The 12,867-nt window shown below is 51.3% G+C and carries 15 protein-coding genes; 4 read left to right on the forward strand and 11 right to left on the reverse strand.

The annotated features are described in order from the left end of the window. Nucleotides 1–3: 3 nt before the first annotated feature. Nucleotides 4–987, reverse strand: a complete 984-nt coding sequence (locus WBG83_RS11155; protein WP_336745094.1) for a FecCD family ABC transporter permease — start codon at nt 985–987, stop codon at nt 4–6. 16 nt (nt 988–1,003) lie between these two features. Beyond that, the gene (locus WBG83_RS11160; protein WP_336745095.1) at nt 1,004–1,999 is read right to left on the reverse strand and encodes an ABC transporter substrate-binding protein; all 996 of its coding nucleotides are present in this window, start codon (nt 1,997–1,999) and stop codon (nt 1,004–1,006) included. 241 nt (nt 2,000–2,240) lie between these two features. Here WBG83_RS11160 and WBG83_RS11165 point away from each other — a divergent pair, with 241 nt between their 5' ends. The 4 genes from WBG83_RS11165 to WBG83_RS11180 all read left to right on the forward strand — a co-directional run bounded on the left by WBG83_RS11165 (nt 2,241) and on the right by WBG83_RS11180 (nt 7,336). After that, nucleotides 2,241–3,812, forward strand: a complete 1,572-nt coding sequence (locus tag WBG83_RS11165; protein ID WP_336745096.1) for a helix-turn-helix domain-containing protein — start codon at nt 2,241–2,243, stop codon at nt 3,810–3,812. Between the two features lie 176 nt (nt 3,813–3,988). Then, nucleotides 3,989–5,014, forward strand: a complete 1,026-nt coding sequence (locus WBG83_RS11170) for a ParB/RepB/Spo0J family partition protein (protein ID WP_336745097.1) — start codon at nt 3,989–3,991, stop codon at nt 5,012–5,014. 305 nt (nt 5,015–5,319) lie between these two features. Continuing rightward, a complete protein-coding gene (locus tag WBG83_RS11175; RefSeq protein WP_336745098.1) occupies nt 5,320–6,924 on the forward strand; it encodes an alkaline phosphatase family protein in 1,605 nt (534 codons plus the stop codon). Nucleotides 6,925–6,994: 70 nt separating this feature from the next. Then, nucleotides 6,995–7,336, forward strand: coding sequence for a hypothetical protein (locus tag WBG83_RS11180; RefSeq protein WP_336745099.1), 342 nt, complete (start codon nt 6,995–6,997; stop codon nt 7,334–7,336). Nucleotides 7,337–7,404: 68 nt separating this feature from the next. On the opposite strand, the gene WBG83_RS11185 is transcribed toward WBG83_RS11180, so the two are convergent. The 9 genes from WBG83_RS11185 to WBG83_RS11225 all read right to left on the reverse strand — a co-directional run bounded on the left by WBG83_RS11185 (nt 7,405) and on the right by WBG83_RS11225 (nt 12,784). Next, on the reverse strand, nt 7,405–7,893 hold the full coding sequence (locus WBG83_RS11185) for a MerR family transcriptional regulator (RefSeq protein ID WP_336745100.1): 489 nt from the start codon (nt 7,891–7,893) through the stop codon (nt 7,405–7,407). Nucleotides 7,894–8,147: 254 nt separating this feature from the next. After that, nucleotides 8,148–8,345 carry a hypothetical protein gene (locus WBG83_RS11190; RefSeq protein ID WP_336745101.1) on the reverse strand — a complete coding sequence of 66 codons (198 nt, stop codon included), beginning with the start codon at nt 8,343–8,345 and terminating at the stop codon, nt 8,148–8,150. Between the two features lie 149 nt (nt 8,346–8,494). After that, on the reverse strand, nt 8,495–9,154 hold the full coding sequence (locus WBG83_RS11195) for an NUDIX hydrolase (RefSeq protein ID WP_336745102.1): 660 nt from the start codon (nt 9,152–9,154) through the stop codon (nt 8,495–8,497). 40 nt (nt 9,155–9,194) lie between these two features. Next, the gene (locus WBG83_RS11200; protein ID WP_336745103.1) at nt 9,195–9,497 is read right to left on the reverse strand and encodes a hypothetical protein; all 303 of its coding nucleotides are present in this window, start codon (nt 9,495–9,497) and stop codon (nt 9,195–9,197) included. After that, the gene (locus tag WBG83_RS11205) at nt 9,454–9,621 is read right to left on the reverse strand and encodes a hypothetical protein (protein WP_336745104.1); all 168 of its coding nucleotides are present in this window, start codon (nt 9,619–9,621) and stop codon (nt 9,454–9,456) included. Before WBG83_RS11205 ends, WBG83_RS11200 begins: the two co-directional genes overlap by 44 nt. A 107-nt stretch (nt 9,622–9,728) precedes the next feature. Continuing rightward, complete coding sequence (locus WBG83_RS11210) at nt 9,729–10,178, reverse strand: DUF441 domain-containing protein (protein WP_336745105.1); 450 nt, start codon at nt 10,176–10,178, stop codon at nt 9,729–9,731. A 104-nt stretch (nt 10,179–10,282) separates the two neighbouring features. After that, nucleotides 10,283–10,516 carry a hypothetical protein gene (locus WBG83_RS11215; protein WP_336745106.1) on the reverse strand — a complete coding sequence of 78 codons (234 nt, stop codon included), beginning with the start codon at nt 10,514–10,516 and terminating at the stop codon, nt 10,283–10,285. Nucleotides 10,517–10,932: 416 nt separating this feature from the next. Next, nucleotides 10,933–11,742, reverse strand: coding sequence for a hydroxyethylthiazole kinase (thiM, locus tag WBG83_RS11220; RefSeq protein ID WP_336745107.1), 810 nt, complete (start codon nt 11,740–11,742; stop codon nt 10,933–10,935). 46 nt (nt 11,743–11,788) lie between these two features. Continuing rightward, nucleotides 11,789–12,784: an RluA family pseudouridine synthase gene (locus tag WBG83_RS11225; RefSeq protein ID WP_336745108.1), complete on the reverse strand. Its 996-nt coding sequence runs from the start codon at nt 12,782–12,784 to the stop codon at nt 11,789–11,791. Nucleotides 12,785–12,867 lie beyond the last annotated feature (83 nt).

The raw sequence follows: 12,867 nt of genomic DNA on the forward strand, positions 1-12,867 counted from the left end.
CCGCTATACCCTCCTTTGAGCCAAATAAATCAGAAAAGGCCCGCCCAGCAGGGCTGTAATAATGCCCGCCGACACCTCCTGGGTCGGAACAACAAATCTGGCGGCAATGTCGGCGGCAAGCAGCAGCACCGCCCCGAATACAGCGGAATAGGGCAGAATCCAGCGATAGTCGGAGCCGACGATGAACCGGGCGATGTGCGGAACCGCAAGGCCTACGAAGCTGATCGGACCGGCAATGGCTACAGATGCGCCAGCCAGAAGAACCACGGCGGCTAGCGCCCCGGCCTTGACCCGGCCTGTCCGTACACCAAGCCCTTGTGCAGCCTCATCCCCAAGACTTATCAGATTGATATATCTGCTTAACAGGATAGTGACAATAAGACCGGCTATCATAAATGGCAGCACCTGCACAAACAAATCCATGCTTCGTCCAGTAAGCGACCCTGCCATCCAAAACCGCATCGTATCCAGGGACTCTTCGTCGAAAATCAGAATTCCCTGTGTCATGGAAGCAAGCAGCAGATTGATAGTCGAGCCAGCCAGAATCAGCTTTACCGGCGTAAGCCCCCGGCCTCCGAGCGATCCAATGAAATAGACCAGGACCCCGGCCGCCCCGGCGCCAATGAAGGACGCGCCCATATGCCCGTTCAGCGACAGATTGCCCAGAAGGAAGATTTGAATGACGATCATCAGTGCAGCGCCCTGATTCACCCCGAACAGTTCCGGTCCCGCCAGCGCATTGCGTGTAACCGCCTGCATCACGCCTCCGGCCATAGCCAGGCACGCTCCCACCATCATAGCAATCCAGGCCCGCGGAATCCGTACGGAGTGAACAATGAGATGCTCACGCGAGCTTTCATCGAAGGCGACAATCGCCTCCGCAACAACCTGCAAAGGGATGGGGCTCTTTCCAAAAGCAATGCTGGCTGCCATGCATAAAACAATAGCTATGACGCCAAGCAGCAGACCGGTTAATCGAATATACAATAGAAGCCCTCCAAAACTACTTGATGAATATTCGATTCAAATCATCGATAATCAGATTGGCCGACTGTATCCCTTGGCCGCTGAGCCATACTTCCCAGTTCGTATAGTACACTTCCCCGTTTTTCACGGCAGTCAGTGTTTTCCAAACCGGGTTTGTCTTAATTTTAGTATTAAAAAAATCCGCTTCATGCTCCCGTCCGAACGAAATAATGAAGTCACTGTCCATTTCAGCGATTTGTTCCTCTGTAATTTTAATGTTATGTTCTTTGCTGGCATTGTAAGCGCCGGGGCGCTTTAGGCCTGCCTCTGCGACCACGGAGCCGGAGAAGGACCCCTGCATCTGAAGGCGGACATGATCTGCTCTGGGGCGAATAAGCATGACGGTTTTCTCATTCAATCGGCTGCCCATATCCGCTTGAAATTTGGCAACCTTCTGTTCATATGCCGTAACAAGGCGTGTTCCTTCTTCCTGCTTGCCTAACGCCTCCGCATGACCCAGGAACAGCTTTTTCCATTCATTCGGCTTTCCGGAAGCCATATATACCGGGGCAATTCGCTTCAAATCCTGATATATCGCCTCGTTTTCTTCTTTCTGAGCAATAATTAAATCCGGATTCAGCCTTGCGATCGTTTCCAGATTAGGCTGATCCACCGTGCCGATATTTTGAACGCCTTCGGTCTGTTTCTCCAAATGGGCGAAAAATTTGGCATTATCCGGGATACTATAAGGTGCGCCAACCGGTTTTATACCAAGGGACAGCATACTTTCCAGAGCAAGCGTACTCAGTACAATAATGCGCTTGGGACTAGCAGGAATTGACGTTTCCCCATACGCATCCTGAATGGTCCGCATGGCTGCAGCTTCTGCCCCGATGCCGTCCGTCGAGCTTGTAGCTGTTCCCGCTGCTGATTGATTCACTTGACCTCCGCATGCGGAAACAAGCAGCATAACCATTAGCAGCAGTCCTGCTGCCGCCTTCAAGCTGCGATACCTCGAATTAAGTCCTGTCATGAACAAACCCTCCTGAAAATGAACTCTATACGTTCTCAAGTAGTAATCCTTCTTTCAATTGAGAAACATTTTCAATTATAGGATGAAACGCAGAGGGTTGTACATGCATAATTATATCCGGATTGCTTGAACAAATTTGCATGGCTGCCTGCCTCGCGCATTGAAAAAGCTGATGATATGAAGTATCATTGAGAATATTTTTCAATACTTGGTTTTACTATACACAGCGGGGGAAATCTGAATGACGATCACGCCGTTATTGCTGTTTCAATCCATTCATCAGCGCCGCGCTGCCGCACATCAACCGGCTCGATATCCATCTCTGACCAGAAGCGTGCTCTGCTACATTACACAGGGCGAAGGCCGATTATATATAAATGAAGCTATTTATTCGCTGAAGCCTCTGCAGTTGTACCTTCTCACACCTGGTATGCGGCTGACAGCTGTTTCTGATTCCAGTCAAGCGGCGTATTATCTGATTTTTGTCGATGGTGTTCTTATGAATACAAGTACCGCCACGTTCACTGTACTGCAACAGCCGCAAGAGGCGTTTCTGCCCTTGAAGCCAGGAAGAATCCCGCTGGCTCCTGCTGCGCAAATCCAGCCTCGCCTCAAAGAGCTGAATGAAGCGTACCGCCGGAAGGAAAGCCGGTTTGTCTTAAATACACGCTTCCAGGAGCTGATTCAGCTCATCATCAGTAACATTCTGCCTGCTCAAGAGCAGGCCGGGCCGGAGAATGGAATCGAGCAGAGCATGGAGTACATGCACCTAAACTACCCTTCCAAAATCAAGCTCGACACACTGGCGGAGCTTGCCGGCTTCACTCCGACCTCCTACTCACGCGAATTCAAAAAAACAATCGGAGTTTCCCCGATTGAATATTTGAACAGCTATCGGATTTCTCAAGCCAAGCAAATGCTGCTGGATAAACGCCGTTCCGTGAAAGAGGTGGCGCTGCATACCGGATTTGGCAGCGAATTTTATTTCAGCAGAATGTTTCGCAAAGAAACGGGAATCGCCCCGACGCTGTATATGAAAAGGAAGGAAATACGGATTGCCGTTGCTTCCTGCTTCCGGTTTGAGGATACACTGCTGTCACTCGGGGTCAAGCCGGTTCTCTCCACAAACTGCCACAAAAATCGGGCAATGAGCCAGCAAGAGCATCACGTGCTGCTTGCACAGCGTCTGGATCAGCTGCGCGATGCCGCACCCGAGCTCATCCTCTGCGATCATCAGCACTTGGCCTATCAGGATCAGCTCAGACAGATAGCCCCGACCCTTATCGTGGAGCATGGTATGGACTGGCGTCTGCAGCACCAGCAGTTAGCCGAAGCCCTTGGCCGGGAGAAAGAAGCCGCATACACCATCAAGCTGCTGGACAAGAAGCTGAGCGATGCCAAAAAAACGCTGCAAGCTCACTTCGGCAGCGATACCGTTACAGTCATGCGCGTTATTGACAAGCTGATTCGGATTCAAGGCCAGCGCAATCATCCCTTGAACGAACTCATTTATAGAGATATCGGTTTAAATCCGGGCTATTGTGTGCATTCCAGCCTGATGAACATCGAATATTCTCCAGACAAATATCCGGATCTCGGTACAGATTACCTGTTCGTTCAATATCCGCCTTTTTACGCAGAGGATGAGGCTGTATTTCAAGCCATTCAAGAAACACCAAAATGGCGCGCGATGAAGGCGGTAAGCAGCAATCAGATCTACCATACATCCAATTGGGCTGCGTTAAGCTGGACCCCGGCCGGAAGAATCCGGATTATGGACGAGCTTCTGCAGGCTGCCGGCGCGAGGCCTTGACCAAGCTTCTCGCGTGAATGAATCAATCCGTTTCCCTCGCGACCCGAGTTCCATGCCGTCCCGGATGACCGGATTCGCTTGCAAACATTTCCACAGCGAAGAACGTAAGTTATAATTACGAGTGTATGCCCACCGCGGTTGACCGGGAGATCTAATTCATAGATAGGAGTAATCAGATGGACATAATTGAGATTCGTACGGAATTCATTGATGAAGATAAGGACCAGCCCCGCTATCAATTTGACGAAGAAGCGCTGCAGGAATTAATGAATAGTATAGAGGAGCTCGGGCTGCTGTCTCCGATTAAGGTGCGCACTACCGGCGATGGCCGATATAAAATAATTTACGGAAACCGGCGGTATAAGGCGTGCAAAGCCTTGAACCGGCCGACAATTCCCTGTATCGTATCGACAGCGACAGATGAAACTGAAATTTATTTGGAGCAAATTGCGGAAAATTTGACGCGCTCCGGATTTTCGCCGATCGAAGAGGCTGAGGCCTTCCACAAGCTGTTGACGGATCCGAAGTTCAGCATGTCGACTAAATATTTGTCCAGCAAGCTGGGCAAGCCGGAAAGCTACATCAAAAATAAATGCAGTCTCTTAAATTTCAGTAAAAAAGTAAAGCTGCTGATCACAGCAGGTACAGACATCCGCAAGGACAAGCTTACCGAGGATCAGTTAATCCCGATTAAGGATTTGCCGATGGAGCACCGCGATTCGCTCGCTTTAATTATCGCCAGAGACGAGCTTCCGGTGAGCGATGTAAAAAAAATCGCCCGTTTGTTTAAAGACAAGTCTCTCTCCGATTCGACCAAAAGCAAGCTGCTGTACAAATCGGGGTATGAGCTGCTCGAAACCTGGTCGGTGTTTGAACAAAACAAAGCGGAACGGGCCAAGCCAGTGCCTGAGAAGGCGACTGCCGTAAAAAAGGCCAAAGCCGACACAACAAGCCCGTCTACTGCTCAGGAGCCGGCGAAGCCATCCGAATCAAAGCCCGTTGCAGCCGCCGGTGCTTCTATTGAAGGCCAGCTTCACCAGCTGCTGGCATCTCTCCCCGCCCCTCAGCCTCTTGACGCTGAAGCTCTGCAAATGCAAGCGGCGGACAAAGCGCAGCTGCTGACCGATATCGATGTGCTCCTGAACAGTCTGGAGAAGCACATGGCGCAGTGGAGAAGGGTCAAAGAGCTGGTGGAGGCTTGATTGATGCCGCTTCCTGCTGGCGGCCGCCTTCTTTTGCGCAGCTTCCGATTCCGATATAAACTTTGAAACGCAGCCGATATAGAGTGCCCGTTAAGCTCTGTGATTTGCAGAAGCAGCGGGCTTTTTCTTTTTCTATGAAATCAGGGCGCCTTCCATTTACATTTACCACGCAGCTGCAGATATGGCTATTATTCGGTTCATAGGCTTAGACGCTGGAGTGCATGGATTCTATTCGGACATAGCATACTAGTAGCAGCAGCTAGATATCCTGCCGAGCCGCCTTCGGCACAAGGAAGGTTAGAGCCATGCGACGGAACAATAAAACAATCAAAAAAAGGATGCTGATCCTGAGCAGCTTGCTGCTGCTTCTAGGCTGCCGCTCCACCGCAGGATCTCCGCCCCAACCGCAGCCGGAAATGAAGTCTTACAGCCTATCGAACCCGCAGGCCAAGCCTGTCATTATCGTTCTTATCGATTCGTTAATGGACGAGCCTCTGATTGGAGCTATACAAGCAGGCCGTGCCCCTGCCCTGGAGTATGTGTACACCCGCGGGCAATACTTTCCCCGGGTTGTCAGTTCTTTTCCAACGATGTCTGTAACCATCGACAGCTCGTTAATGACGGGATCGTATGCGGATCAGCACCGGATACCCGGTTTAATCTGGTACAGCAGCCCGGAAAAGCGGATGATTTTTTATGGAAATGGGCCCAAAGAAGCTTTGAAGCTGAATCAGGAGCAGGTATTTCTGGATGCTGTGTACCGGTTAAATCAGCAGCATCTGGGCAAGAACATCCGTACGCTGCATGAAGAGCTGGCCGACAAAGGGAAATCCTCCGCGTCGATTAACGGGATCATCTACCGGGGCCGCACCAATCATGTACTGAAGCTTCCCCCGCTTGTTGCATGGGTCGGCAAGCAGCTTCCTGAACAGCTTACCGTTTCAGGCCCCGCTCTGCTCTCCTATGCCGCATTGGCACAGCTTGACCCCGCAAATAAAATGAATGCCCGGCTGTGGGATAAATATGGAATGAACGATCTGTTCTCTGCGCATGACGCTGCATATTTGATCCGGGAGCATAAGCTTCCCGACGTCACCTTTGTTTATTTTCCGGGGAACGACAGCCCTACTCATAAGAAGGGTCCGTCTACCCTTGATGGCATCGCTAACGCGGACCTCGCCCTGCAAAGCATTCTGAATACGTTCGGCTCCTGGGAAGAAGCGTTAAGCAGCGCTACATGGATTGTCATGGGAGACAGCGGACAAACGCAGGTTCAGGACGATCGGCGGGCAGCTCCGGTAGATTTGACTTCGCTGTTGGCCCCCTATCGTATCGCAAAGCTGACCCGGGCGATGGAAGACACCGATCAAATTGTGCTGGCCGTGAACGAACGGATGGCTTATATCTACGTGACGGATCCCCGTGTGTCGTTATCCGATGTAGCGGGACGATTGCAGCAGGAGGAAAAGCTCGATCTCATTGCTGTAAAGGACAAGGACAATTGGAATATTCATTTGAAGGCTGGCCTGGGAACAACCGAATTTTCCTATCACCCTATCGGACCGTACCAGGATGAATACGGGCAAGCATGGACGATTTCCGGTGATCCGGGTGTGGCGGATATTACCTTAACGGGGCAGCAAGTCTCTTATGGGAGATACCCGGATATTTTGGCAAGGTTAAACGGGGCCATGCATTGCCAGGAAGGGCGGTTTATCGTGGTCACAGTCAAACCCGGCTATGAGCTGCACAGTGAAAGCTCGCCTCTGCATAGCGGCGGAGCTCATGGCTCTTTGCATGAGCAGGATTCCTTCGTCCCCTTGTTAATTGCGGGAACAGCATCCCGGCCCAAGACGCTGCGGTTGGTTGACATGAAGGAGTGGATTTTAAAGCTGGCGGATGGTGAATAACATCCCGGCCGTATGAACATTCTAATGCGGTACCAACCCCATTCTAATATCCCGGGAGGCCAAAATCGAAATGTTCAATTCAAACATGACGCAGCAAATCAATCAATGCGAGCAAATTATTCAACAGCTGATTCAGCAGACGCAGCAAGCTTCTCAGCAATATCAACAGCTTCTTCAGATGGAGCAGCAGAATGCAGCCCGCTTGCAGGAGCTTTCCCAACGCGAGCAGCAGGCTTCCCAAATTATCCAGACAGCGCTGCAAGGGCATCAAACAGCCGTACAGCAGCTGCACCAGGCGACTCAAATTTGCAATCAGCTGAAGCAGCAGGAGCAAGCCCAATCCGCTATTTATAGCGGATACGCTCAGCAGCAAGCACCCGGATATGGATATTCCTCCCGCTCGTACCAATAAACGCTTTTCATTAAAAAACACAAGAAAGAGAGCCCCTTTGGAATTTCCCTCCAAACGGGCTCTTCTTTTTAAATCGGCTCCGCATACACCACTTGAAGCAGGTCACCGATTCGCTTACAAACGGTCTTGTACCCATTCCGCCAGAACCAGTCCCGCAGCTTTTTCAGCCCTTTGGTCAAATCGAATATGTGCTGCCAATCCAAAGCTTGATTCGCCTTCAGCTGCCCGATGATGCTGTCGGTCATTTCAATATTATTTTTTAGTTCGGCAAGCTGGGCGAACATCATCGCCCGCTGCAATTCAAGGGCGTACAAAGCGTCATCCCGCTTTCCTTTGTCCAGCTCCAGCAAAATGAGCTTAATTTCCTCGATCGGGATGCCGATCTCCCTTAAAGAAATCACGGTCTGCAGACGCCGTGCATCGCTATCGCTGAACAACCGGTACTGATTGTCCGGATGCTTCTGCGGCTGAATGATTCCTTTTTCCTCATAGAAACGAATGGCCCGCGTGGATATATTGAGCAGCCCGGCCAGTTCTTTAATTAGCATCCCCTTCATGAAAAAGCCTCCCCTATCCTGGCTGATTCATTCCAGTATAAACCTTTCCGTAACGTGAAGGGCAAGAGAAGACACAACACCTCATTTTTTCCATCACATTTGCAGAAGTAAATCAGCAGTCGGAGGGTACCTGGCCCCTGACTCAAATCCGCCTGCATGAGCATTAAATATAAACATCAAAAAGAGCCGCATCAGCATCCCGCTGATTGCAGCTCCTGCTCCATTCCGGGCGATAGGTTGCGATCGCTTCTTGCCTACCATTTTCCCTTGCGTCTGGCCGCCGCCGCGATGACGAGCTGAACCGCCGCGACAATAAACGTATCGACAAGCGTTGCCGTAAAGGCCACAACAGACCACTGCGGTGTTCCCAAGGAATAATACAGAACCCCATGAAAAGCAAGCAGCACCACGAGCACGACAAGCAAATTAATCCGGCTAATCCAGTAAATCATAAGGTCAACTCACCTTTTCTGCTGAAATGTACCTTATCATTATGTGCTGGAACCGGGGCGGTTATCCCTGAAGCTCCCTTGAGGTCGCTCCGAATACGGGAACCACCGTCATTCATAAGGCTTCTACCCACCCTAGACATGCTTTGCGCCTATTCAGGCTGAATGGACGGACGATTCCCCATATACTCCCGAATCTTCCGAAACAGGAGCTCGTAATACGCCATAGAGTTCAAAGCAATGTCCGCTTTGCCGATTTCCCGCCGAATCTCTACATACCGCTGCTCTTGTTCGTGATATTGGATGCCCTCGGCTGGTATCGCTTGCCGCTGTTCAAACAACAGCTGCTCAAACGCCTCCAAATCAACCAGGAACAGCCCGGACACTTCACTTAATTGAAATCGGTATGCTTGCAGCGGCTGAGTGCACATGTATAAAAAAACATGGCTGAACTCCCGATCCACGAAGTCCTTCGAAATTACCGTCTCCTCGGCGACCACGCCACAATACGTTAACGCCTGTGCCGGTACGGATAAGCCGAGCTCCTCCTCCAGCTCCCGGACACCGTCCTCTACCGTTTCGCCTGACGTCAAATGCCCCGCGCAGGAAATATCGAACCGGTTCGGAAAGGTTTCTTTATCGGGGTGGCGCAGCTGCAGCAGCAGTTTTCCCTGTCCGCCGCCCGCCTGCTGCAATATCCAGCAGTGAAACGTTTGGTGCCACAGACCCTGTGCATGCACCTGCTGCCGGGATGCGGTACCAATCTTATTCATTTGCGCATCGAGTACATCAAACTGTTCTGCATGGGACATGCCCGTTTCCCCCGATTCATTTGTTGTATAAATCAACTGGTTAACCCTGGCTGTCAAGCAGAGCAATCTCCGGGACAGCTTCCTGCCAGCACTGCTTGATGGCGGCCAGCAAAGATTGTTTGCCTGCCGGCTCCATGCCGATACTTGCGGCATCTGTCCTCTGCCAGTAATGATAGTGCAAATAAATGGCCTTCTTATTCTCTTGAATCACAGCTTTGAACGTTTCCTTCTCTTCTTTCAGCAAGGAATGCAAATCCAACAGCTGCTCCGGCGCAGATTTTCGGCCAAGACGCTGCTCGTCAGGAATCCATCCGGTGAACAGCCCGCGCGATTTGCCCGGCATACGGCTGATTAAAAACCGGATAGAAAATCGGCTGCTCCGGCAGTCTGGGCGGAAACCCTTTCCACTCCAAATCGAGGATCAGCTTCATTTCATATCGTCCGACCGGACGGTACAAAATTTTCATTGCGGTTTCCCCTTCTCTTAGTTATCCATTCGGTTCTACATTCCGAGCCCCCATGAAATGCCAAAAGGCCGCCATGTACGCGGGCGACCTGCTCTGGCTGGAACCTGCTATTTCCCAAGCAGTAATGATAAAAGCCCCGCAGCAATAAGGGGACCGACAGGGACACCCTTGAAAAAGCCCACCCCGATAATCGTTCCGATAATTAACCCGGTTACGATAGTAGGCTGGCTCGACATCAGATGAACCCCTCGGCCGCCTAAATATGCAACTCCGATTCCTACGAGAATCGCGGCGATCGATTTCCAATGCAGAAGCGAGCTATAAAGCTCTTCTAAGCGAATCGTACCGCTCGCCAGCGGCGCCAAAATACCGATCGTCAGCACAATAATCCCTAACGAAAGCCCGTGCTTTTCAATCCATGGAAACGCCTGCTGCAATTGCACCACCCGGAGCAAAAGCAGAAACACAGCGGCAATCGTAATGGAATTGTTGCTGCTCAATATTCCAAGCAGAGCAAAAAACAAAAGTAAAATCGAAGACATATCTAGTTGCGGCATGCTGTCGTTCTCCTTTTTTACATCCAGCGTACATTTATTGTACACCAAATCAAGGCATAATGCCTCATCCTCCACCCTGCCGCTGTTTCTCTTGCTATTTGACCTCACCCTACCCGCATCATCGGATCTTGGTCATGAAACGCGATACAAATAGGAACACCGCCGTGATGCTCCCTGCACACCACAGCAAAGGCAGCCAGATTCACGTGCTGAATGCGCCGGGCCTCACGTAAGCCCGATAATTGTACACACAAATCAAAATAAACCCGCTCCAATTCAGCCAAGTCTCCGGACGTCAGCTGGCGCTGCATTGTTTCAAGATAGTCAAGAATATCCATGAATGACACCTGCTTTGTTTACTATTTCGCCTTTCCAGATTAATAGAGATACCTCTATTTTTCGGAAAATAAGATGTATAATGTTACATTTGCTCATGTAAAAATAATCGTTCAATGGAGAAGCATGCCTTTGCCAATTGAAAACAAAAAGGTCAAGCAAGGGAGCCGTTTGCTCCTCACCTAACCTTTTCACTACATAGATCAAACTTTACGGGCACTGATGATTCAATCCTGTATTGGAAAATTAAAAAATAAATTGAACGGATGCAATCGCAGATGAATCATAATTTTGTTCGCTGCAAGGTCTTACCGCGCATTTAAAAAAAGGCTTATGTCACGGCTGAACGCATGACAAAAGCCTTTTTGTTTACCTGTGGGAAGGTTCCGAAAGCAGCCGATTGGTATCAGGCCTCTTCTCAAACCACCCGTTCAAAACGGATGCGCTCCTGAACCTCCGCTGCGCTCACTGTATGAAGCTGATTCAAAAACTCCAATTGGAAGCTGCCCGGCAGCGGAGCTTGGGCCTGCGCCAGCTCAGCGGCGATACCGTAGCAGGTTACTGCGGACAGCGCTGCAAGCACACCGTTCGGCTCAACCGCATGAAACGCCCCGATTACGGAACTGAGCAGGCAGCCTGCGCCTGTAATTCTCGTCTGAATCGGATGGCCGTTGGCGGCGGTGAATGTGAGCGTCTTGTTGGCCACGACATCCGTTTGTCCGCTAATGACAACCAGACAGTCCAGCTTGGCGGCAGCCGACTGAGCCAGAGCCACCACATCCCCGGAGCCTTCTCCGGCATCGACGCCTTTAATCGCCCACGCTTCTCCAATCACATTGGCGATTTCCGCCGCATTGCCCCGCAGCACGGATACGCGAAGCTCCTGCAAAAGCGCCCGGACCGTCTCAGTGCGGTATGCGGTTGCTCCCGCTCCTACCGGGTCGAGAACGATAGGAACTCCGTGCTGATTCGCCGAACGTCCGGCCAGCAGCATGGCCTCCACCTTAACCTCCGTTAAGGTGCCGATGTTCAGCACCAGAGCGCCCGCGATGCGGGCCATATCCGCCACTTCCTGCTTTGCATAAGCCATCACGGGAGAGGCCCCCAGCGCCAGCAAGCCGTTTGCAGTATAGTTCGTTACAACCTCGTTGGTTATATTATGGACCAGAGGACTGGCTTCCCGCACCTTGGCCAGCGTTCGAAGCACATCTTGAATTTGAATTTCCATCCGTTGAAACGCCCTTTCGCTTTGAATTCCATGCACTGCTGCTCTGTCACTTGAAATCGTTCGCCTGATGTGAAGCAGCAGGAAGCTGGATGCCGACCTGCTTCAATATTTTTCGGAATATGTCCGGCAGCGGCGCCCGGAACTCCCGCTCCTCCGGCAGCACAATGCGCCATGCGTGCAAGAGCTGGTAATTGAGCTCCTGATACCTCCGTCCGCCATACTTGATATCTCCGATTAGCGGATGGCCGATGCTTTGAAAATGAGTCCGGATTTGGTGAGTCCGTCCGCTGATTAGCTCAACCTCCACAAGCGAGTAAACAGTCCCGGTATGCAGAACATTATACTTTGTCGTCGCTTCCTTTTCCGCTGCCGACAGGTCGGCTTTTTTCGCCGCTTGGCTGGTGCTTCCCGCCACGAAGGTCCGGTTTTGCTTCTCATCCCGAATCAGCGCCCCGGATATCGTGCCGCTGCCGCTCAGCCTGCCTTCCACCAGGGTGATGTAATACTTGTCGATATCGCGGTTCTTGACCCACTGGTTCAGCTGATGCAGCATACCGGCTGTTTTGCCGATGAGGACAAGGCCGCTTGTATTCCGGTCCAGACGGTTCGCCGTAGCAGGCAGGAACAACTGGCTGTCCAGCTGCCCTTTGCGGTATAAGTAGGCATGAACCCTAGTAATCAAAGTGTCCTTGTGCTCGGACTGGTCCGGGTGAGTAAGCATACCGGCCGGCTTGTTGACCACCAGCAGCTCCTCATCCTCATACACAACATCGATATCCGCCTTCACGCCGGCGAATTTGACCTTTTTGTCCGTATCGTCCGGCCGGCTGGCCTGTTTATACGTTTCTTCATCCAGAAAGATTGCCAGCTCATCGCCGGCGGCAAGCTCGTAATCCTGCTTTTTCCGTTTTCCGTTCACCCGGACCTTGCCCTGATCGATCATTTTATAAATTTGCCCAAGCGGATGATTCGGCAATAAATTGCGCAAATACCGGTGAAGCCGTTTGCCGCCCTCCGAGGCGGTGACGGTCCGTGTAATCATACATCGTGCACTCCCTGCTGGCTCGTATTATACCTGCTCTGAGGACCATTCTATACAAAAAGCGGCACCATGACAATTTTTAT

Source organism: Paenibacillus sp. y28 (assembly GCF_037137075.1).
Lineage (GTDB): Bacteria > Bacillota > Bacilli > Paenibacillales > NBRC-103111 > JBBBNV01.

Bases quoted from the DNA above. Each gene is read 5' to 3' on its own strand.
- WBG83_RS11160 (WP_336745095.1), bottom strand. From the start codon at position 1,999: ATGACAGGACTTAATTCGAGGTATCGCAGCTTGAAGGCGGCAGCAGGA.
- WBG83_RS11165 (WP_336745096.1), top strand. From the start codon at position 2,241: ATGACGATCACGCCGTTATTGCTGTTTCAATCCATTCATCAGCGCCGC.
- WBG83_RS11170 (WP_336745097.1), top strand. From the start codon at position 3,989: ATGGACATAATTGAGATTCGTACGGAATTCATTGATGAAGATAAGGAC.
- WBG83_RS11175 (WP_336745098.1), top strand. From the start codon at position 5,320: ATGCGACGGAACAATAAAACAATCAAAAAAAGGATGCTGATCCTGAGC.
- WBG83_RS11180 (WP_336745099.1), top strand. From the start codon at position 6,995: ATGTTCAATTCAAACATGACGCAGCAAATCAATCAATGCGAGCAAATT.
- WBG83_RS11185 (WP_336745100.1), bottom strand. From the start codon at position 7,893: ATGAAGGGGATGCTAATTAAAGAACTGGCCGGGCTGCTCAATATATCC.
- WBG83_RS11190 (WP_336745101.1), bottom strand. From the start codon at position 8,345: ATGATTTACTGGATTAGCCGGATTAATTTGCTTGTCGTGCTCGTGGTG.
- WBG83_RS11195 (WP_336745102.1), bottom strand. From the start codon at position 9,154: ATGTCCCATGCAGAACAGTTTGATGTACTCGATGCGCAAATGAATAAG.
- WBG83_RS11200 (WP_336745103.1), bottom strand. From the start codon at position 9,497: ATGCCGGGCAAATCGCGCGGGCTGTTCACCGGATGGATTCCTGACGAG.
- WBG83_RS11205 (WP_336745104.1), bottom strand. From the start codon at position 9,621: ATGAAAATTTTGTACCGTCCGGTCGGACGATATGAAATGAAGCTGATC.
- WBG83_RS11210 (WP_336745105.1), bottom strand. From the start codon at position 10,178: ATGCCGCAACTAGATATGTCTTCGATTTTACTTTTGTTTTTTGCTCTG.
- WBG83_RS11215 (WP_336745106.1), bottom strand. From the start codon at position 10,516: ATGGATATTCTTGACTATCTTGAAACAATGCAGCGCCAGCTGACGTCC.
- thiM (WP_336745107.1), bottom strand. From the start codon at position 11,742: ATGGAAATTCAAATTCAAGATGTGCTTCGAACGCTGGCCAAGGTGCGG.
- WBG83_RS11225 (WP_336745108.1), bottom strand. From the start codon at position 12,784: ATGATTACACGGACCGTCACCGCCTCGGAGGGCGGCAAACGGCTTCAC.